At 73.1% G+C, this 18,859-nt stretch carries 20 protein-coding genes; 9 read left to right on the top strand and 11 right to left on the bottom strand.

Annotated elements, in window-relative coordinates; translation table 11 throughout:
- Positions 1 to 18: 18 nt before the first annotated feature.
- Together Q2K16_RS23770 and Q2K16_RS23765 are read right to left on the bottom strand one after the other, a co-directional pair.
- Positions 19 to 468, bottom strand: a complete 450-nt coding sequence (locus Q2K16_RS23770) for a MarR family winged helix-turn-helix transcriptional regulator (protein ID WP_204925864.1) — start codon at positions 466 to 468, stop codon at positions 19 to 21.
- A 126-nt stretch (positions 469 to 594) separates the two neighbouring features.
- Positions 595 to 2,073 (bottom strand): NCS2 family permease, encoded by a 1,479-nt coding sequence (locus Q2K16_RS23765; RefSeq protein WP_302740269.1) that lies wholly within the window; start codon positions 2,071 to 2,073, stop codon positions 595 to 597.
- An 89-nt stretch (positions 2,074 to 2,162) separates the two neighbouring features.
- On the opposite strand from Q2K16_RS23765, the gene Q2K16_RS23760 reads away from it, so the two are divergent.
- On the top strand, positions 2,163 to 2,420 hold the full coding sequence (locus tag Q2K16_RS23760) for a DUF2530 domain-containing protein (protein ID WP_302740268.1): 258 nt from the start codon (positions 2,163 to 2,165) through the stop codon (positions 2,418 to 2,420).
- An 11-nt stretch (positions 2,421 to 2,431) separates the two neighbouring features.
- Here Q2K16_RS23760 and Q2K16_RS23755 read toward each other — a convergent pair whose 3' ends face one another.
- Positions 2,432 to 3,268 carry a DUF3027 domain-containing protein gene (locus Q2K16_RS23755; protein WP_302740267.1) on the bottom strand — a complete coding sequence of 279 codons (837 nt, stop codon included), beginning with the start codon at positions 3,266 to 3,268 and terminating at the stop codon, positions 2,432 to 2,434.
- Positions 3,269 to 3,354: 86 nt separating this feature from the next.
- On the opposite strand from Q2K16_RS23755, the gene Q2K16_RS23750 reads away from it, so the two are divergent.
- The 3 genes from Q2K16_RS23750 (at position 3,355) to Q2K16_RS23740 (ending at position 6,926) form a co-directional block, all read left to right on the top strand.
- A complete protein-coding gene (locus Q2K16_RS23750; RefSeq protein ID WP_302740266.1) occupies positions 3,355 to 5,025 on the top strand; it encodes an MFS transporter in 1,671 nt (556 codons plus the stop codon).
- A complete protein-coding gene (locus Q2K16_RS23745; RefSeq protein ID WP_302740264.1) occupies positions 5,022 to 5,672 on the top strand; it encodes a futalosine hydrolase in 651 nt (216 codons plus the stop codon). Before Q2K16_RS23750 ends, Q2K16_RS23745 begins: the two co-directional genes overlap by 4 nt.
- A gap of 417 nt (positions 5,673 to 6,089) precedes the next feature.
- Complete coding sequence (locus Q2K16_RS23740; RefSeq protein WP_302740263.1) at positions 6,090 to 6,926, top strand: 1,4-dihydroxy-6-naphtoate synthase; 837 nt, start codon at positions 6,090 to 6,092, stop codon at positions 6,924 to 6,926.
- On the opposite strand, the gene Q2K16_RS23735 is transcribed toward Q2K16_RS23740, so the two are convergent.
- On the bottom strand, positions 6,887 to 7,273 hold the full coding sequence (locus Q2K16_RS23735; protein WP_302740262.1) for a cold-shock protein: 387 nt from the start codon (positions 7,271 to 7,273) through the stop codon (positions 6,887 to 6,889). The two genes, Q2K16_RS23740 and Q2K16_RS23735, sit on opposite strands and share 40 nt — an antisense overlap.
- Positions 7,274 to 7,302: 29 nt before the next feature.
- A complete protein-coding gene (locus tag Q2K16_RS23730) occupies positions 7,303 to 7,926 on the bottom strand; it encodes an HAD family hydrolase (protein ID WP_302740261.1) in 624 nt (207 codons plus the stop codon).
- 83 nt (positions 7,927 to 8,009) lie between these two features.
- Between Q2K16_RS23730 and Q2K16_RS23725 the strand changes: the two genes are divergently transcribed.
- Entirely contained in the window at positions 8,010 to 10,472 is a 2,463-nt protein-coding gene (locus tag Q2K16_RS23725; protein ID WP_302740260.1) for a helicase-associated domain-containing protein, read from the top strand.
- Between the two features lie 30 nt (positions 10,473 to 10,502).
- Here Q2K16_RS23725 and Q2K16_RS23720 read toward each other — a convergent pair whose 3' ends face one another.
- A complete protein-coding gene (locus Q2K16_RS23720) occupies positions 10,503 to 10,754 on the bottom strand; it encodes a hypothetical protein (RefSeq protein WP_302740258.1) in 252 nt (83 codons plus the stop codon).
- A 142-nt stretch (positions 10,755 to 10,896) separates the two neighbouring features.
- Entirely contained in the window at positions 10,897 to 11,784 is an 888-nt protein-coding gene (locus Q2K16_RS23715) for a L,D-transpeptidase family protein (RefSeq protein WP_302740256.1), read from the bottom strand.
- Between the two features lie 171 nt (positions 11,785 to 11,955).
- Here Q2K16_RS23715 and Q2K16_RS23710 point away from each other — a divergent pair, with 171 nt between their 5' ends.
- Together Q2K16_RS23710 and Q2K16_RS23705 are read left to right on the top strand one after the other, a co-directional pair.
- Entirely contained in the window at positions 11,956 to 13,635 is a 1,680-nt protein-coding gene (locus Q2K16_RS23710) for a DNA repair helicase XPB (protein ID WP_302740254.1), read from the top strand.
- Between the two features lie 104 nt (positions 13,636 to 13,739).
- Positions 13,740 to 14,036: a hypothetical protein gene (locus Q2K16_RS23705; protein WP_302740252.1), complete on the top strand. Its 297-nt coding sequence runs from the start codon at positions 13,740 to 13,742 to the stop codon at positions 14,034 to 14,036.
- 123 nt (positions 14,037 to 14,159) lie between these two features.
- Here the strand turns inward: Q2K16_RS23705 and Q2K16_RS23700 are convergent, their stop codons facing one another.
- On the bottom strand, positions 14,160 to 14,915 hold the full coding sequence (locus Q2K16_RS23700; RefSeq protein WP_302740249.1) for a TIGR03089 family protein: 756 nt from the start codon (positions 14,913 to 14,915) through the stop codon (positions 14,160 to 14,162).
- 100 nt (positions 14,916 to 15,015) lie between these two features.
- Between Q2K16_RS23700 and Q2K16_RS23695 the strand changes: the two genes are divergently transcribed.
- Entirely contained in the window at positions 15,016 to 15,297 is a 282-nt protein-coding gene (locus Q2K16_RS23695; protein WP_302740247.1) for an SCO0607 family lipoprotein, read from the top strand.
- A gap of 76 nt (positions 15,298 to 15,373) precedes the next feature.
- Here the strand turns inward: Q2K16_RS23695 and ligD (Q2K16_RS23690) are convergent, their stop codons facing one another.
- Positions 15,374 to 16,282 carry a non-homologous end-joining DNA ligase gene (gene ligD, locus Q2K16_RS23690; protein ID WP_302740245.1) on the bottom strand — a complete coding sequence of 303 codons (909 nt, stop codon included), beginning with the start codon at positions 16,280 to 16,282 and terminating at the stop codon, positions 15,374 to 15,376.
- Positions 16,275 to 17,213 (bottom strand): non-homologous end-joining DNA ligase, encoded by a 939-nt coding sequence (ligD, locus tag Q2K16_RS23685; protein WP_302740243.1) that lies wholly within the window; start codon positions 17,211 to 17,213, stop codon positions 16,275 to 16,277. The genes ligD (Q2K16_RS23690) and ligD (Q2K16_RS23685) overlap by 8 nt, the downstream gene beginning before the upstream one ends.
- Before the next feature lie 86 nt (positions 17,214 to 17,299).
- On the opposite strand from ligD (Q2K16_RS23685), the gene ku reads away from it, so the two are divergent.
- Complete coding sequence (gene ku, locus Q2K16_RS23680) at positions 17,300 to 18,358, top strand: non-homologous end joining protein Ku (protein WP_302740242.1); 1,059 nt, start codon at positions 17,300 to 17,302, stop codon at positions 18,356 to 18,358.
- Between the two features lie 63 nt (positions 18,359 to 18,421).
- On the opposite strand, the gene Q2K16_RS23675 is transcribed toward ku, so the two are convergent.
- Positions 18,422 to 18,814: a PPOX class F420-dependent oxidoreductase gene (locus Q2K16_RS23675; RefSeq protein WP_302740241.1), complete on the bottom strand. Its 393-nt coding sequence runs from the start codon at positions 18,812 to 18,814 to the stop codon at positions 18,422 to 18,424.
- Positions 18,815 to 18,859 lie beyond the last annotated feature (45 nt).

Here is an 18,859-nt window from a genome sequence, read left to right as displayed (position 1 = left end):
CGCGGACCCGGTGGGGCGTCAGGCGCGGGCGAGCTGCTGGAGGATGTCGGCGGCCCGCCGTAGCGTGTCGCGTTCGTCCTCCGTGAGCGCGGCCAGCCGGCTGGCCAGCCACTCGTTACGGGCCCGCTCGAACTGGTCGAGCACGGCCCGGCCTCCCTCGGTGGCCGCCAGGATGACCTGCCGGCCGTCGGTCGGGTGGGGGGTGCGCTGCACCAGGCCGCGCTCCTCCAGCTTCGCGACGATCTTGGTCATCGTCGGTGGCTGGACCCGTTCGACGTCGGCCAGTTCCCGGGGCGTCAGCGCACCCGCCAGCCGGAGGCTGGTGAGCGCGGAGAGCTGGGTGACCGTCAGGTCGCCGACCGGGCGGGCCTGCCGGACCCGCCGGTTGAGTCGGGTGATCGCATCACGCAGCTGGGGCGCCAGCTGCGCCGGTGGCACGCGGTTCGCCGTCACCGTCCGCTCCGTCACAGTCGTTAGCTTAACTAATGAGCCTGGCTAACGACATGCGATATGACCATGCTCACGAGGGGGAATGCCGTCACCCCGGGCCGGGCACCCCGACGGGTCACCCGGCCCGGAGGCCGACGGATGGGACTACAGCACCGCGGACTCGATGGGCCCACGCAGGAAGTACAGCACGAACAGCACCGCCACCGCGTAGAGCAGCGGATGGACCTCCCGTCCCTTGCCCTTGGCCAGCTTGAGCACCACGTAGCTGATGACGCCCGCGCCGATGCCGTTGGAGATCGAGTAGGTGAACGGCATCAGGGTGATGGTGAGGAACGCCGGGATCGCGATCTCGTAGTCGGTCCAGTCGATGGTCCGCACCGCGGTCATCATCAGGAAGCCCACCACCACCAGCGCCGTCGAGGCCGCCTCGAACGGCACCACCGTCGCCAGCGGCGACAGGAACATCGCCAGCAGGAACAGGGCGCCGGTGACCAGGTTGGCCACCCCGGTCCGGGCACCCTCCGCGACCCCCGAGGCACTCTCGATGTACGACGTGTTGCTGGAGACGCTCGCCGCGCCACCCGCCGCCGCGGCGATCGAGTCGACCAGCAGGATCTCCTTCGCCCGGGGCGGGGTGCCCTGCTCGTCGAGCATGCCCCCCTCCTGGCCGATCGCGACCATCGTCCCCATCGTGTCGAAGAAGTCCGTGATCAACAGGGTGAAGATGAACATCAGCGGGATCAGCCAGCCCGCCCGGCTCCACGAGCCCAGCACGTTGAAGTTGCCCAGCAGCGACAGGTCGGGGATGTCGACGATCCGCTCGGGCAGCTTCGGCACGTTCAACGACCAGCCGTGCGGGTTCGGCTTGTCGTCGACGAAGGACGGGCCCACCTTGGCGACCGCCTCCACGATGATCGCCAGCACGGTCGAGGCCAGGATGCCGATCAGGATGGCGCCCCGCACCCGGCGTACCACCAGCACCAACGTCACCAGCAGGCCGACCACGAAGACCAGCATCGGCCAACTGACGATCTTGCCGTTGATACCGAGGCCCACCGGCACGGTGCTGTTCGCCGCGTCCGGCACCCGCCTGACGAAACCGGCGTCGACCAACCCGATGATGGTCAGGAACAACCCGATGCCGACCCCGATCGCGGTCTTGAGCTGCGTCGGGACCGAACGGAACACCGCCGTACGCAGGCCGGTGAGCACGAGGATCGCGATGAGCACACCCTCGATCACCACCAGCCCCATCGCGTCCGCCCAGGTCATCTGCGGGGCGATCTCGAACGCGACGAGCGCGTTCACCCCCAGACCGGCGGCCAGCGCCATCGGGAACCGCCCGACGACCCCCATCAGGATCGTCATCAGACCGGCCACCAGCGCGGTCGCGGCGGCCAACGCGGGGATCGAGAGCTTCTGGTCGTCACCGTCGGCGGCCCCGCCCAGGATCAGCGGGTTCAACACCACGATGTACGCCATCGTGAAGAAGGTCGCCAGGCCACCGCGTACCTCGCGGCTCATCGTCGAGCCACGGGCGGAGACCTCGAAGAACCGGTCGAAACCGTTCCGGGGTTGAGCGGGATCAGAGGGAATGCCGTTGTCCGGCGGCGCAATGGCCATCAGGTCCTCGCAAATGATCTACCGTTGTCGCGCGCATCGTCCCAGATCAGCGGCGGGCCGGGAAAGTGCTTCGCGGTACGCTTCTGCCCGTGCCGCAGGAGCAACCACCCCGACCCGAGCCGCTCGACCCGCCGATGGTCCCGTTCGCGGTGGCCGGGCTGATCGCCTGGGCGGTGGCCGGCCTGGTCCTGCTGGTCTTCTTCCGTGACTGGATCACCGAACACGGCCACCAGGACTGGCTCTGGACCTGCCTGGCCGGATTCCTGTGGGGCTTTCCCGGTCTGGCCACGATGATGCGGCACGACGCCCACCGTCGCCGCCGTCGGGAATCCGCCCCCCGGGGCTGAGCGGTCGGCGGTCAGACGGGTTCGGTCGACTCCACCGGCGCGGGCTCGTCGGCCGCGGACGCGCCGTCCACCGTCATCGATTCGACGGCGCTGTCGTCGAACACCGTCGGAAGCTCGTCGACCACCGGCTCGGGAGTCTCCACCAGGGTTTCCGAGTGCGCGCCGCAGCCGTGGTCGGCGCTGACCACCCGACCGTCGTCCGGGGCGTAGAAGTTGCCGCAGGCCCCGAACGCCTGCCGGAGCGCGCCGGCCAGCGGCAGGTAGAAGCCGCAGGTGCCGCAGCGGGCCGACGCGGGGGCGGCGGTGGAGATCGCCGCCGACGGGCCGTGGTCACCGTCGTACCAGCGTTGGGCCGTCTCGGCCCGCCCCTCCCGGGACAGCACCCGGGGGCGGCCCAGACCCAACTCCCAGGAGGTCTCCTCGACCGCAGGGTCGTCGGAGAGCAGGTAGCCGGGGGCGAGCCGGTCGTCGTCCGACGGGGTGGGCAGTAGGTCACCGGGGCCGAGGTCACCCGGCTGGAGACGTTCCTGCCAGGGCAGCCAGCCCGGCGCGAGCAGCGCGTCGGAGCCGGGCAGCAGCACCGTCTCACAGACGGTGACCTGCCGGCTGCGCGGCACCCGGGTGACCGTCACCGCCCAGCGCCAGCCCCGGTAGCCACCGAGCAGACATTCGAAGTAGTGGGTGACGACCCGGTCGCCCTCGGCGACGGCCCGCAGGTGGTCGCCGATGTCGGAGGGCTCCACCTCGGTGATGGCGTCGCGGGCCACCTCGACGGCGGCGGCGCAAACCTGGTCGAGGCGGGCGGCACGGGCGGGAGCGGGCCTGGTCACCCGACCATTGTTCCCCATGCGCGCCGCGCACCGACAGGCACTCCCCGAGTGAGTCTTCCCCCGTGGTGCGGCGTACCCGGAGCAGATGGGCAAGGATGGTGCACATGCCGCTGTTCTCCCGCTCCGGGTCGTCCGTACTGGGACGGACCGTCGGCACCGGCATCCGCGCCACCCGCCTGCTGCTACGCGGCTCGGTCAACGGCGGACGCTGGGTGACCCGCCGCGCCGGCTCGGCCCGCGCGCGGGGGGCCGGCGGCGAGGCCGGCATGGTCCGCCTGTTCGACCTGCACGCCGTCTCCTGCGCCGGGGACACGTTGATCGCCATCGGGCTGGCCGGGACCATCTTCTTCGACGTCCCGCTCGGCGAGGCCCGCAGCAAGGTCGCGCTCTACCTGCTGGTCACGATGGTGCCGTTCGCGATGCTGGCCCCCGTCGTCGGCCCACTGCTCGACCACTTCCGGCACGGCCGCCGGTACGCGCTCGCCACCACCATGCTCGGGCGGGCCTTCCTCGCCTGGCTGATCTCCGACTACCTCGGCAGCCTCGGGCTCTATCCGGCCGCGTTCGGCGTGCTGGCGCTCTCCCGGGCGTACGGGGTGGCCCGGTCCGCCGCCGTACCCCGGTTGCTGCCGGAGGGGCTCGGGTTGTCCCAGGTGGGGGCGCGGGCCAGCGTCTACGGCACGGTGGCCGGGGCGCTGGTGGCCCCGCTGGGTCTGGCGGCGTTCTGGTTCGGGCCGCAGTGGCCGCTGCGGGTGGCCTCGGTCATCTTCCTGGTCGGCATGGTGATCGCGCTGCGGCTGCCGCCCCGGGCGGACTCCGAGCCTCCCGAGCGGGTGCCCCGACCGCTGCGGGCGCTGCGCCGCAAGGGCGACCGTCCGCTGGGTCGGGGGCGACCGGCGGGCCGGCTGGTGATCGCCACCCTGATCGGGGCGGCGGGGCTCCGCGCGCTCTACGGCTTCCTCCTGCTCTTCCTGGCGTTCGCGCTGAAGAAGGGGGACCTGACCAACGACCTGTTCGGCCGGGAACTCAATGACCAGGCGGCGCTGGGCATGATCGGCGGGGCGCTGGCGGTCGGCGGTTTCCTGGCCACCGCGGTCGGCACCCGGCTGCGCATCCACCGGCCGGCGGCGATCCAGTCCAACACGATGATCATCGTGGCCGGGGTGGGCATCCTGACCGTGCTGAAGTTCTCGCTGCCGATGGTGGCGCTGTTCTGCCTGGTCGCCGCCCTGTCCAGCGGGATCGCCAAGCTCGCCGTCGACGCCTCGATCCAGGAACGGATTCCCGAACGGCTGCGGGCCAGCTCCTTCGCCCACTCGGAAACCGTCCTGATGCTCGCCTTCGTCGCCGGCGGTGGGCTCGGCCTCGTCCCGTTCGAGGGTCGGGTCGGCATCGCGGTCGCCGCCGGGGTGGGTGTCCTCGCCGCCGTCCGGGGGGTCGTCGTCGCCGGTCGGCTCCGCGCCCAGCGGCTGCTCGGCCGGCCGCTCACCGACGAGGAACTGGCCACCCAGGACCGGACCGACGCCGTTCCCGACGAGGCCCGCCCCGACCCCACCGACCCGACCGACGGTACGGGCGGGGCCGCCGACGACGCGGCGGCCGAGGCGGCGGCCCGCGCCGCACCGACCTCACCGGCACCGAGCGGGACGGGTACCTCCGGGCGTTCCGGCGACGGGCTGGCCCCGCCCGGTTACCACATCTACCGGCCGTCCTCGGCCGTCCCGGGCAGCGGCGTCGACGACGAGCGGCGGCAGTCGCCCGGGTCGGTGTCGTGACGGGTCTGCTGGTGCTGACCGCCGTACCGGCCGAGGCGGAGGCCGTCCGGGCCGGGCTGACCGATCCGACGGTGACCGTCCGGGCGGTCGGCGTCGGCCCGGCCGTGGCCGGTGCCGCCACGGCCCGGATGCTGGCCCTGGCCGAGGCCGCCGGCCGCCCGTACCGTGCGGTGGTCAGCGCCGGGATCGCCGGCGGTTTCGCCGGCCGCGCCCCGGTCGGCGGTACGGTCCTCGCCTCCCGCACCGTCGCCGCGGACCTCGGTGCCGAGTCCCCGACGGGCTTCATCCCCGTCGACGAGTTGGGCATGCCCCCGGAACTGCTCGGCGGCGGTCCCGCCATCGACGTCGACCCGGTGCTGCTGGGCGCGCTGCGCACCGCCCTCCCCCGGGCGGTCGTCGGGGCGGTGCTGACGGTCAGCACGGTCACCGGCACCGCCGCGAGCACCACCGCACTGACCGAGCGGCACCCCGACGCGGTGGCCGAGGCCATGGAGGGGTACGCGGTGGCGGTCGCCGCCGGGCAGGCCGGCATCCCCTTCGCCGAGCTGCGTACCGTCTCGAACCCGGTCGGCCCCCGGGACCGCGACGGCTGGCGGATGCGGGAGGCGTTCACCGCCCTGACCGAGGCGGCCCGCGCATTGTCCTGAGCGGTACCCACCGGCCCCGTGCCAACGGGCGTGCAGCGGGTCGACCGCCGGTCTCAGGTGGCCGGGCGGTCGGGGTGGCCGGGGCGCGGGACCGGCCGGGCGTTCCACGGTCATGGCGAGGGGACGACCGGCCGCGACCAGCACCCCGTCGAGCACCTGGTCTACGGCGACGGCCAGTCCTGGCCGTCGCTCCCGTTGCGTCGGCCGGTTTCAACAGCCCCACCACGGGCTGTGGATAACCCTGTGGAAACCCGCTGGAGCTGGGGACAAGGTACCTGGGGTCGCGGTCAGCGGCCCCGCCCACGGCGGACCGGCCGGGAGTGGGCCGCCGACGGGACGGATGTCGTCGGCAGGGGGCCGGATCACATCGGGGTGGGCGCGGCGAAAGGGCGGCCGAGGCGGGGTTACCGTGGGGACGTGCCGATCTCCCTGGCGATCTCGCCCTGCCCCAACGACACCTTCGTCTTCGACGCGCTGGTGCACGGCCGGGTGCCGGGTGCGCCGCCGGTCGAGGTGACCTTCGCCGACGTCGACGTCACCAACACCGCCGCCGAATGGGGCGCATTCGATCTGGTGAAGGTCAGCTACGCCGCGCTCCCCTGGCTGCTCGACGACTACCACCTGCTGCCCTGCGGCGGTGCGCTCGGCCGTGGCTGCGGCCCCCTCGTGCTCACCCGTGGGGAGGCCGACCGGGTCGACCTGGCCGGGGCCACGGTGGCGGTACCCGGTGACCGGACCACGGCGTACCTGCTGTTCCGGCTCTGGTCGGCCGGACGGCCGCCGGCCCGGATCGAGATCGTGCCGTTCCACGAGATCATGCCGGGCGTCGCCGCCGGCCGGTACGACGCCGGGCTGGTGATCCACGAGGCCCGGTTCACCTACCACCGGCACGGGCTGACCGCGCTGGTGGACCTGGGCGAGTGGTGGGAGGCCGACACCGGCCTGCCCATCCCGCTCGGGGCGATCCTGGCCCGCAAGGACGCGGTCGACCCGGTGGCCGCCGCCGGCTGGATCCGCGAGTCGGTACGCCAGGCGTGGGCCGACCCGTCGGCCAGCCGGGGGTACGTGCTCGCACACGCGCAGGAGATGGAGCCCGACGTGGTGGACCGGCACATCGGCCTCTACGTCAACGAGTTCACCGCCGACCTGGGGGACGCGGGGTTCGCCGCCGTGGAGGCGCTGCTGGGCCGGGCCACCGACGCCGGGCTGGTGCCTCAGACCTCCAGCTCGCGGGCCACCGCGTGGACCAGCTGAGCGATCTTCTGCGCGGTCTTCTTGTCGGGGAACCGGCCCCGGCGCAGATCCGGCTGGACCTTCGCCTCCAGCACCTTGATCATGTCCTCGACCAGGCCGTGCAGTTCCTCGGCCGGCCGACGGCGCAGCTCGGCCATGGACGGCGGCGCGTCCAGCAGCCTGACCCCCATCGCCTGGGCGCCGCGCCGGCTGTCCACCACGCTGAAGTCGACCCGTTGCCCGCCCTTGAGGTCGGTGACGCCCGCCGGCAGCGCGCCCTTCGGCAGGAACACGTCGCCACCCTCGTCGCTGGTGACGAACCCGTATCCCTTGGCCGCGTCATACCACTTCACTCGCCCCGTCGGCACCTTGGAGACCCCTGCTTCACTCGATACGTCTACTGCTCCAAGGCTAGCCCGATGATCCGGTCGAGCGCCGCCGGGAATCCGGTGAGGTCGTCGAGCACCACCTGTGCGCCCGCCGCACGCAGGTCGTCCGCCGGGCAGGGGCCGGTGGCCACCCCCACGCCCGGGATGCCGGCCGCTCCGGCCGCCACCATGTCCGCCACGTGGTCACCGACGTAGAGCGCGGCCCCGTGCTCCCGCAGCGAGGTCGCCTTCTGCTCGGCGAAGAGGTCGCCGGCCAACTCGTCGACCGGCAGGCCGAGATGGTCCAGGTGCAGCCGGGCCAACCGGCCGATCTTGGAGGTGACGACCATCACCCGGCCGCCGTGCGCGTGCACCGCGTCGACCGCCTCGCGGGCCCCGGCCATCGGCACCGACGGGGTGATCGCGTACGCCGGGTACAGCTCCCGGTAGAGCGTCACCGCCTCCTCGACCTGCTCGGCCGGGAACCAGTGGGCGAGTTCGGTGCGCAGCGGCGGGCCGAGCCGGGAGACCGCCAGTTCGGCGTCGACCGGCACGCCCGTGCGGGCGGTGAGCGCCCGGTAGGCGGCGGCGATGCCGGGACGGGAGTCGATCAGGGTCATGTCGAGGTCGAACCCGACCATCAGCGCGGACATCATGCGAAGGTACCCGGACAGGTCGCCCGAGCCGGACGTCCGGGCGGCGCGATCGGGCGGCAGCGGGCTAGCGTGGAACGACGATGACCACCTCACTCGCCGACCAACTGCGCGCGCTGCCCGACGAGGCGCTCGCCGCGCTGCTCCAACTGCGGCCCGACCTCGTCGTGCCGGTGCCGGCCGACGTCGCCGCCCTCGCCCTGCGGGCCGAGTCGCGGGTGTCGGTCGCCCGCGCGCTCGACGGGCTGGACCAGTTCACCCTCCAGATCCTCGACGCCGCCCGGCTGACCCGGCACGCCTCGGACGGCAGCACCTCCACCGAGGCGGTCCTCGCCCTGGCCGCCGCCGGGCCGCACCCGCCCGCCCCGGCCACGGTCCGCGGCGCGCTCGACCGGCTCCGCGCCCGGTTCCTGCTGTACGGCCCGGAGCAGGCACTCCGGGTCACCGGCAGCGTGGACGAGCTCGCCCCGTACCCGGCGGGGCTGGGTCGGCCGGCGGAGGAGCTGGACCTGCGGGCGGCGGCCCTCTGCGCGGACGCCGCGAAACTGCGCCGGACGCTGCTCGCCGCGCCCCCGTCGGCGCGGGCGATCCTGGACCGGCTCGCCGCCGGCCCACCGGTCGGCAGCGTGCCGCCCGGATCGCTGCAGGCGCCGGCGCTCGGCGCGGAGGGCGACGTGCCACCCGACCCGACCAACGGTGGCGCCCCGACCGGTTCGCCGGTGCGCTGGCTGGTCGAGGCGCGGCTGCTGGTGGCGGTCTCCGCCGCGACGGTCGAGCTGCCCCGCGAGGTGGGGTTGCTGCTGCGCCGGGACACCGGCCCGCTCGGGCCGCTGCGGATCGACCCGCCGCCGGTCTCGGCACCACCCCGGGAACCCAAGGCCGTCGACTCCGCCGGGGTCGGGCAGACCATGGAGGTGGTACGGCACACCGAGGCGCTGCTGGAGGCGCTGACCGCCGAGCCGGCGCCGGTGCTGCGGTCCGGCGGGATCGGGGTACGCGACCTGCGCCGGCTGGCCCGTACGGTGGCCTTGGACGAGTCGACGACCGCGCTGCTGGTCGAGGTGGCGTACGCGGCAGGTCTCCTCGGTGAGCTGGACCTCCCCGCCGCCGCCAGCCGGTACGGCGGCGAACAGCAGGTGCTGCCCACCGGGGCGTACGAGGTGTGGCGGGCGATGTCGCTGGCCCACCGCTGGGAGCAGCTGGCCCGCGCGTGGTTGACGATGAGCCGGCAGGCCGGTCTGGTGGGGCAGCGCGACGACCGGGACCGGCCGGTCAGTGTGCTCTCCGCCGAGGCCGAACGGGCCGGTGCGCCGGCCGCCCGCCGGGCGGTGCTCGGGGTGCTGGCCGAGCTGGAACCGGCCACCGCCCCGACCGCCGAGGAGGTGCTGGCGCTGCTCGACTGGCGGGCGCCCCGGCGCAGCCGGGGTCGGGAGGCCGCGCACCGGGAGGTGCTGACCGAGGCGGCCCGGCTCGGGGTGACCGGCCTCGGCGCGCTCACCTCGTACGGGCGGCTGCTGCTCGCCGACGTGACGGACACCGACGAGCGGGGCGGGGACGACCCGCTGGGGTTGCGCGCCGACGCCGACGGTGACTCGTCGGGTACGGTCCGGGCACTGGACGCCCTGCTCCCGGCCCCGGTCGACCACTTCCTGGTGCAGGCCGACCTGAGCGTGGTGGTGCCCGGTCCTCCCGATCCGACGCTGGCCGACGAGCTGGAGGCGGTGACCGAGCCGGAGTCGGCGGGTGGGGCCAGCGTGCACCGGGTCACCACGGCCAGCGTCCGGCGGGCCCTGGACTCCGGCTACACGGCCGACGACCTGCACGACCTGTTCCGGCGGCGGTCGCGTACCCCGATCCCGCAGGGGTTGACCTACCTGGTGGACGACGTGGCCCGTCAGCACGGCGGGCTGCGGGTCGGCTCCGCCGGCGGGTACGTGCGCAGCGACGACGAGGCGCTGCTCGCGGAGGTGCTGGCCGACCGGCGGCTGACGCCGTTGGCGTTCCGCCGGCTAGCCCCGACGGTGCTGTGCACCCCGTACCAGGTGGGGCGGATGCTGACCGCGTTGCGGGACGCCGGATACTCCCCGGTGCCGGAGGACGCCAGCGGCACGACGGTGCTGGCCCGGCCCCGGGTACGGCGGGCCCCGGCCCGGGTGCCGCTGACCGGGCGGGCGGTGGACCCGCTGGCCACGCCCCGGTTGGCGCTGCCCCGGCTGTTGGGTGTGGTGGAGCAGATCCGGCGGGGCGAGGCGGCGGCGCGGGCGGCCCGGCGGGCCCCGGCGGTGGTCCGGGGCGGTGCGGCCCGCGCGGCGGCCGGCCCGGTGCCCGCACACGGTCACGCCGAGGCCCTGGCGGTGCTCCAGCAGGCGGTCCGGGACAAGGCGCTGGTCTGGGTCGGCTACGTCGACGCCCACGGGGCGACGCTGTCCCGGCTGCTGCGGCCGGTGTCGATCGGCGCCGGCTACCTGCGTGCCGAGGACGAACGGACCGAGATGCTGCACACCTTCGCCCTGCACCGGATCACCGCGGCCGTCCGGGAGAACTGACCGCCCGGCGGCACCGCCCTCCGCTGCCGCTCAGCGGCGGCTGCGGCGTACGGTGCCGATGACGGAGACGATGAGCAGCAGGGCGAAGCCCGTGCCGGCGGCCTCACCGACCGAGTCGATGAAGCCCTGCCGCTGCACCAGCCACCCGAAGAGGAACCAGCCGACGACGGCGATCCCGGCGACGGCGTACCCGACCATGGTGGCCGTGGACACCTCGTCGGTCGGTGTCACCTGCTCGCCGTTCGCCGCGTCCTCGGCGATCATCTCGTGGTCGACGGTCATCCCAGCCCTCCCACCCCGTCCGGCCCCCGGCTTCCAGGGTGGCACCCGGTCGCCAGGACGGACAGGGGGATAACCCCCGATCCGGCCCCTATGGACAACTACCGACGGGCCGGACGCGAGACGGGCAGGGCGGACGGGCGGCTCAGGTGCCGGGGCGGCGGCCGACGAGGACCACCCGGGAGCCGACCCTACCCAGTTCCCACCACCGCACCGCGTCGGCGTGCAGCAGGTTGACGCAGCCGTGCGAGCCGATCCCCGCGTTGTGCAGGTAGGTGGTGGTCTGGTGGAAGCCGATCCCGCCGTTGAAGCGCTGCCAGTAGGGCAGCCACACCTCGTACGGGTTGGACCACTCCTTCAGGTTGCGGAAGTTCACCCGGTACGTGCCGGCGGGGGTGGCGTATCCGGCCATTCCGGTCCGGGTGACGGTGGGCTTGGCGACCACCTTGCCGTCGCGCATCACCCAGGTGGTCTGCCGGGTCAGGTCGACGCAGAAGGTGGTGCCGGAGCCGGCGGAGCAGCGTTTGACGTCGGTGGTGGCCAGCCGCTTCGCCACGTCGTACGTCAGTGGGCCGGCGCGCCCCTCGGCGGGGCGGATGTCGTACCGCTGCTGGAACTTCTTGATCGCGGCGCAGTCGGCGTCGGTCTGCCGGCCGTCCACGGTCACGGTGCCGAACCCGCCCAGCCGGGCCAGGTACGTCTCCACCTCACGCTGGTGCTCGCCCTGCTGGCAGCGGGTCAGGTTGGACTTCTGCGGGACGCGCGGGCGACGCCCGGTCGACGCCTTCGGGGTCGTGGTGGCGCGGATCTTGGGCTGCGGCTTCTCCCGGTGCCGGGGCTTCGTGTCGGACCCGGTCAGCTGGTCGGGCAGGGAGGAGGCACCCGCCCCCGTTACCTGTTCCGCACTGCCGACCGGGGCGAGCCCTCCTCCTGTGCCACCCGGGTCGGCCTGCGGCACGGACGCACAACCACCGGCGCCGACCAGCATGACCATGGCCAGGGCGACGACCCGGGCTCTGTGGCGGACCTGCATCGTGTGCCTCCCCGGGTCGGTCGTCCCACTGGTAGACGCGTGCGCTCTGGGAAACGTTGCACCCATTGCGAAGATTTTCTGGCAGTCTCCCACCCCCGTGCAACACTGGATGGTCGACCTGCGGCGGGATTCGCCGCCGACGGGGGAATCCGGCCGAGGAGAGGACCTGGCGTGAGCGGTGGGCCACTGATCGTGCAGTCCGACAAGACGCTGCTGCTGGAGATCGACCACCCGGACGCCCAGTCCTGCCGGATGGCGATCGCGCCCTTCGCCGAGCTGGAGCGTTCCCCTGAGCACGTGCACACCTACCGGCTCACCCCGCTGGGACTGTGGAACGCCCGCGCCGCCGGCCACGACGCCGAGGCCGTGGTCGACGCGTTGTTGAAGTTCTCCCGCTATCCGGTGCCGCACGCCCTGCTGGTCGACGTGGCCGACACGATGGACCGGTACGGCCGGCTCCAACTCGCCAACGACCCGGCGCACGGCCTGGTGCTGCGGGGACTGGACCGGATGGTGCTGATCGAGGTCGCCAAGAGCAAGAAGCTCGCCGGGATGCTCGGTGACAGGATCGACGACGACACGATCCGGGTGCACCCGTCCGAACGGGGTCGGCTGAAGCAGGCGCTGCTCAAGCTGGGCTGGCCCGCGGAGGACCTGGCCGGGTACGTCGACGGTGAGGCGCACCCGATCGAGCTGACCGAGGCCGGCAAGGACGGCGGTAGGCCGTGGACGCTGCGGTCGTACCAGCGGGAGGCGGTGGAGGCGTTCTGGGCCGGCGGGTCCGGGGTGGTGGTGCTGCCCTGCGGGGCGGGCAAGACCATGGTCGGCGCGGCGGCGATGGCCGAGGCGAAGGCGACCACGCTGATCCTGGTCACCAACACGGTCGCCGGCCGGCAGTGGAAGCGAGAGCTGATCGCCCGCACCTCGCTCACCGAGGACGAGATCGGGGAGTACTCGGGCGAGCGTAAGGAGATCCGTCCGGTCACCATCGCGACGTACCAGGTGCTCACCTCGCGGCGCGGCGGCGCGTTCACCCACCTGGACCTGTTCGGCGCCCGCGACTGGGGTCTGGTCGTCTACGACGAGGTGCACCTGCTGCCCGCGCCGATCTTCCGGTTCACCGCGGACCTCCAGGCCCGCCGCCGGCTGGGCCTGACCGCCACCCTGGTCCGCGAGGACGGCCGGGAGGGTGACGTGTTCAGCCTGATCGGCCCCAAGCGGTACGACGCGCCGTGGAAGGACATCGAGTCGCAGGGCTGGATCGCCCCGGCCGAGTGCACCGAGGTCCGGGTCACCCTGACCGACGCGGAGCGGATGTCGTACGCGACGGCGGAGGCCGAGGAGCGTTACCGGATGGCGGCGACCGCCCGGACGAAGCTGCCGGTGGTGAAGGCGCTGGTCGGCCGGCACCCCGACGACCAGGTGCTGGTGATCGGGGCGTACATCGACCAGTTGCACCAGCTCGGGGAGTATCTCGACGCGCCGATCATCCAGGGTTCCACCACCAACAGGGAGCGCGAGCGGCTGTTCGACGCTTTCCGCTCGGGTGAGCTGCGCACGCTGGTCATCTCGAAGGTCGGCAACTTCTCCATCGACCTGCCCGAGGCGGCGGTGGCGATCCAGGTGTCGGGCACGTTCGGCTCCCGGCAGGAGGAGGCGCAGCGGTTGGGCCGGGTGCTCCGCCCGAAGGCCGACGGTCGGCAGGCGCACTTCTACACTGTGGTCTCGCGGGACACCATCGACACCGAGTACGCGGCCCACCGGCAGCGCTTCCTCGCCGAGCAGGGGTACGCGTACACGATCGTCGATGCCGACGACGTCCTCGGCCCGAAGCTTCCCACGGTCGACTGACCGGGCTCGGGCCCGGCCGCACCCCGCCCGACAGGCAGCCCGGTCCCCCGACGGGTACGGTGTCCACAGTAGACAGTGACTCCGACACGTCGAAGGGATTCCGAGTGAAACGCCGACTCCTGCACGCCCTGGCGATCGCGCTCGTCGTCGCCCCGGGCACCGTCGTGGCCGCCACGCCGGCCTCGGCCAGCGACGCGCCCGGCTTCGTCTGCAACCTCACGCAGAACACCTGGCTCCGCACGGCACCGCACGGCCAGGTGCTGCGCACCCTGACCGCCGGTCGGGGGTTCCGCTGGCACGGTCAGGGCTGGTCCGAGGACAACGACACCTGGATCTACGGCCACGGTGCCGAGGACCCGTCCCTGGACGGCTGGGTCCCCGCCGGCAACACCACCTGCTGACCCACTCGCCATGATCCACTCAGGGGAGCCGAAGTAGCGCCACCGAACTCATCGGACACCGCAACACCGGCCCCTGAGTCGATCCCCGCCCCGCCCCACCCCCTGCGGGCGGGGCGGGGCGGTTCAGAGGGTGTGGGTGGTCTGTTCGGTGGCGATCCGGGTGGGCAGGGTGGCGGGGTCGAGGTTGGCGCAGACGACCACGGAGGCACCGACGGCCAGCGGGGCCAGCAGCCACTTCAGCGGCTGTTCGTGTTCGGCGGCGTCGACCAGCAGCCGGTCGCCGGGGCGCAGGTCGAGCCGGTCGGCGACCTCCCTGGCGAGGTTTCCCCAGGCACCGAAGCTCGTGCCGTCGGGGGTGGCCGGGGCGGCGGGGTGGACGGCGGCGTAGTCGGGCGGAGCATCAGTGTGCCGGAGCACCTCGACGGACCAGTCCAGCCAGCCCACCGGCACGTCGGCCAGCGCCCCGGGTCCGGTGCCGACGAGATAGCGGTGCACCCCCTCGGGCACGTCCTCCAGCCAGTCGTCGAGGCGTTGCGGGGTGACGAACACCGCGTCGTACGGTCGCTCACCGCCCGGTTCGAGGGCCGGCAACCCGGCGGTGGCGCGTGGCCGGAACGACACCGCCATCCCCACCGACCAGGCCCCGAGCAGCACCGCGGCGGTACGCCAGTGCGGCGGCAGCAGCACCGCGACCCGGCTGCCCGGCCCCAGCCCGCAGCCGTCGCGCAGCAGGCCGGCGGTGCGCGCCGCCCAGTCACCGAGCCCGCTCGCGGTCAACTCCGTCCGTTCCCCGGTCGCGTCGTCGCAGTAGGTCAGCAGCGGCCGGTCGACCTGCTCAGGCACGTCGGTCGACGCGGTGACGGCGGAGTGGGCAACCATCGGGCCTCCTGTCCGGACGGAACGTCCCACCATACCGAGCCGGGACGAGTTGAGTACGCGTGCGCATGACAGCACCGTCCGCCGTGACGAGACTCGACCCATGCGTACGCGGATGATGATCGTTCTTGTCGGGGTGGGCCTGGGCGGCCTGCTGTTGACCAGCGGCTGCGGCTACCGGGAGAGCATCTGCAGCGATGGTGAGTACCCGGCGATCGCGGTGGGTGGGCAGGGCGGCAGCGCCTGCTTCCCCGACGGCCAGGAGCCGACCGCGCCGTACGTCCGCTACCCGCAGGGCAAGGTCCCGCAGCACGTCGACGACGAGTGGGACGTCTACTGGCGGGACCACGGCATCGACGCGAGCGGCACCGTCATCGAGCGGTGACCGGCTCGGCCGTCATCCAGCGGTGACGGCCCGACCGACCCGCCACAGCTGTGGGTCGGCCGGGCCGTCGCGCAGCTCACGCCGGCAGCATCGGGCCGCCGTCGAGCAGCGGGGCGAGCAGGTCGCCCTGCTGCTCGACCCGCCGCAGCACCTCCCCGGCGGTGTACGGCTTCGCCGCAGGCCGTTTCCCCGCCGCCCCCGCCTCGACCTCGTCCCAGGTCAGCGGGGTCGACACCGCCGGCACCGCCTGCGCCCGCAGCGAGTACGGCGTGACGGTCGTCTTCGCCGCGTTGTTCTGACTCCAGTCGATGAAGACCTTCCCGGGCCGCAGGTTCTTCGCCATCCGCGACACGATCAGCCTGGGGTGTTCCCGCTCCAGTTCCTGGGCGATCCGCTTGGCGTAGTCGGAGACGAGTTCGGCGTCCTGGGTGGCGCTGATCGGGCAGCAGAGCTGCATGCCCTTCTTGCCTGAGGTCTTCGGGTACGCCGTCACCCCGTCGCGGCTGAGCCGGTCGCGCAGCAGGACGGCCACCCGGCAGCACTGACGCAGGGTGGCCGGGGGGCCCGGGTCGAGGTCGACCACCATCAGGTCCGGGTGGCCGCCGATCGTCCACTGCGGGGTGTGCAGTTCGAGGGCGGCGAGGTTGGCCAGCCAGACCAGGGTGGGCAGGTCGTCGGCGACCACGTAGTCGATGGTCTCCCGTCCCCGGCTCGACCCGGGGGCGGGCAGCGTCTCGGTGCGTACCCAGGAGGGGGTGGCGGCGGGGGCGTTCTTCTCGAAGAACGAGCCGCCGGTGACGCCGTTGGGGAACCTGATCCGGGTCAGCGCCCGGTCGGCCAGGTGCGGCAGCAGCACCGGGGCGATCCGGGTGTAGTAGTCGATCACCTCGCCCTTGGTGAAGCCGGCCGCCGGATAGAGCACCTTGTCCAGGTTGGACAGCTCCAACGCCCGGCCGTCGACCTCGACCTTCACCCGCTCAGGCATCCTCCACCTCCCCGGGTGGCTTGTCGGGGCGCAGGCGCAGCACCCGGGGGAACCGCAGCCGCCCGTCCGGGGTGCGCTGGCCGTACCTGACCTCGACCACGGTCCGGGGGGTTACCCAGATCGCGCCCCGGGCATCCTCGCGCGGCACGTCTCCGGCGAACGGCGAGCCGTCGGCGCGCAGCGGTTCGAGTTCGCGCAGCAGTTCCCGTTCCAGGGCCGCGCCGATCCCGCCGCCGACCCGTCCCCGGTAGGTGAGCCGCCCGTCCGGGCCGGGCACCCCGACCAGCAGCCCGCCGATCTTCCGCGCGCCGGGCCGCCAGCCGCCGACCACGAAGTCCCCGGTCACCTCCAGCTTGACCTTCACCCAGTCGGGCGAGCGCACCCCGGGTCGGTAGACCGAGTCGGCCCGCTTGGCCAGCACCCCCTCCAGGCCGTGTTCCCCGGCCGCCTGGTAGGTGGCGGCGCCGTCGGTGAAGAAGGGCGGCACCGCCCACCGGGCCGCGCCGAGCCCCAGGCCGTCGAGCGCCGCCCGCCGTTCGTGGTACGGCCACCCGGTGAGATCCTCGCCCCGCCACCGCAGCAGGTCGAAGATCATGTACGTGACCGGGAGGGTCGCCGCCAGCCGGGCCGCCTTGGCCCGGTCCCGTACGTGCATCCGCTCGGCGAGGGCGGTGAACGAGGGCTGCCCGGCCGGGTCGAAGAGGACCACCTCACCGTCGAGCAGCGCATCGTCGACCTGCTCGGCCAGGGTCACCAGCTCCGGGTACGCGGCGGTGATCTCCACGCCGGAACGGGCGAACAGGTGCGGGTGGCCACCGGTCAGGTCGGCGAGCCCGCGCACCCCGTCCCACTTGAACTCGTACGCCCAGCCGGCACCCACCGGGAGCGGCCCGGTCGTCGCGAGCATCGGCTTCAACGGCGTGCCGGGCACCTGTCCGACTGTAGTTGCGCACGGAAGCACGTGCGGGGGCTTCGATCGTTTGCGATCCTGGTCAGGGCGGTGAGAGGAGCATCGGGATGCGGGCGATCTGGAAGGGCGCCGTGTCGTTCGGGCTGGTCTCGATCGGGGTGAAGCTCTACTCGGCCACCGAGGAGAAGGACATCCGGTTCCACCAGGTGCACCGCGACGACGGCGGCCGGATCCGCTACAAGCGCACCTGCTCGGTCTGCGGCGAGGAGGTCAGCTACGACGACATCGCCAAGGGCTACGACCTGGGCGGCGGCGAGATGGTGATCCTCACCGACGCCGACTTCGCCGACCTGCCGCTGACCAGTTCCCGGGCGATCGACGTGCTGGAGTTCGTCCCCGCCGAACAGGTCGACCCGATCCTCTACAACAAGGCGTACTTCCTGGAGCCGGAGGGGACCGCCACCAAGCCGTACGTGCTGCTGCGCGACGCGCTGGCCGACTCGGAGCGGGTGGCGATCGTCAAGGTGGCGCTGCGCCAGCGGGAACAGTTGGCCACCCTGCGGGTCCGCGACGGGGTGCTGCTGCTCAACACGATGCTCTGGCCGGACGAGGTGCGTACCCCCGACTTCGGTTTCCTGGACGAGGACCTGAAGGTCCGCCCGCCGGAGCTGGCGATGGCCGCCTCCCTGATCGACTCGATGGCCGGCGAGTTCCAGCCGGACGCCTTCACCGACGACTACCGGGCGGCGTTGCAGGAGGTCATCGACGCCAAGGTGGAGGGGCGCGAGGTGGTCCAGCCGGCGGAGGAGGAGGCCGCGCCGGCCGCCGCGGTGGACCTGATGGCGGCGCTGAAGGCGTCCGTGGAGCGGGCCCGGGTGGCCCGGGGCGAGGCACCCTCCGGCGGGGCCGGCGAGCCGACGCCGATCTCGTCGGCCCGGTCGGCCAAGCAGGCGGCGAAGGCACCGGGGGCGAAGGCCGAACCGGCGAAGAAGACCGCCGCCCGCAAGACCGCCGCGAAGAAGACCACGGCCAAGAAGGCGGAGCCGGCAAAGAGGGCGGAGCCGGCAAAGAAGACCGCCGCGACGAAGACCACGGAGAAGAAGGCCGCCAAGGCACCGGCGAAGAAGACCGCCGAGAAGAAGGCCGCGCCGCGCCGCAGCGCCTGAGCGGCGGACCCGCCCGACGCCCCGGCGCGACGGTGGGCCGTCCCGCCGGGGGTCGTGCGTCGGTCAGCCGCGGCCGAGCTTCTCGGTGGGGGTGATCCGGACGATCACCCGCTCCTCGTCGGGCCGTCGGAACGGGTAGGTGTCCTGCCCGAGGTACTTCTTCGCCAGCCGGTCGATGTGCGCGTCGGCGCCCTCGGTGACGAACTCGGCGGTGCCCTTCACCCAGAGGGTGCGGAAGTCGTCGGCCCGGTCGACCACGGAGACCGCGACCACCGGGTTGCGGGCGATGTTGTGGTACTTCTGCCGCCCCTTGGCGGTGTTGAACAGGATGTGCTCGCCGTCGACGTCCACCCAGACCGGGGTGACGTGCGGCGTGCCGTCCGCCTCGATGGTCGCCACGTGGGCGAGTTGCGGCTCGGCGAGCAGGGCCTTGTCTTCGTCGGTGAGGATCGCCATGGTCGAGAACCTACCGCCGGACGGCCCCCGCCACCCGGAAAGACG

Origin of the sequence: Micromonospora cynarisoli (assembly GCF_030518815.1) — a bacterium.
In the GTDB taxonomy this organism is placed as follows: domain Bacteria; phylum Actinomycetota; class Actinomycetes; order Mycobacteriales; family Micromonosporaceae; genus Micromonospora; species Micromonospora wenchangensis.
This window is presented reverse-complemented; position numbering and strand designations above follow the sequence as displayed.

Excerpts from the sequence above, each read along its gene's own strand:
- Q2K16_RS23765 (WP_302740269.1), bottom strand. The coding sequence starts at position 2,073 with ATGGCCATTGCGCCGCCGGACAACGGCATTCCCTCTGATCCCGCTCAA.
- Q2K16_RS23755 (WP_302740267.1), bottom strand. The coding sequence starts at position 3,268 with ATGGGGAACAATGGTCGGGTGACCAGGCCCGCTCCCGCCCGTGCCGCC.
- Q2K16_RS23750 (WP_302740266.1), top strand. The coding sequence starts at position 3,355 with ATGCCGCTGTTCTCCCGCTCCGGGTCGTCCGTACTGGGACGGACCGTC.
- Q2K16_RS23730 (WP_302740261.1), bottom strand. The coding sequence starts at position 7,926 with ATGTCCGCGCTGATGGTCGGGTTCGACCTCGACATGACCCTGATCGAC.
- Q2K16_RS23725 (WP_302740260.1), top strand. The coding sequence starts at position 8,010 with ATGACCACCTCACTCGCCGACCAACTGCGCGCGCTGCCCGACGAGGCG.
- Q2K16_RS23720 (WP_302740258.1), bottom strand. The coding sequence starts at position 10,754 with ATGACCGTCGACCACGAGATGATCGCCGAGGACGCGGCGAACGGCGAG.
- Q2K16_RS23715 (WP_302740256.1), bottom strand. The coding sequence starts at position 11,784 with ATGCAGGTCCGCCACAGAGCCCGGGTCGTCGCCCTGGCCATGGTCATG.
- Q2K16_RS23700 (WP_302740249.1), bottom strand. The coding sequence starts at position 14,915 with ATGGTTGCCCACTCCGCCGTCACCGCGTCGACCGACGTGCCTGAGCAG.
- Q2K16_RS23695 (WP_302740247.1), top strand. The coding sequence starts at position 15,016 with ATGCGTACGCGGATGATGATCGTTCTTGTCGGGGTGGGCCTGGGCGGC.
- ligD (WP_302740245.1), bottom strand. The coding sequence starts at position 16,282 with ATGCCTGAGCGGGTGAAGGTCGAGGTCGACGGCCGGGCGTTGGAGCTG.
- ku (WP_302740242.1), top strand. The coding sequence starts at position 17,300 with ATGCGGGCGATCTGGAAGGGCGCCGTGTCGTTCGGGCTGGTCTCGATC.
- Q2K16_RS23675 (WP_302740241.1), bottom strand. The coding sequence starts at position 18,814 with ATGGCGATCCTCACCGACGAAGACAAGGCCCTGCTCGCCGAGCCGCAA.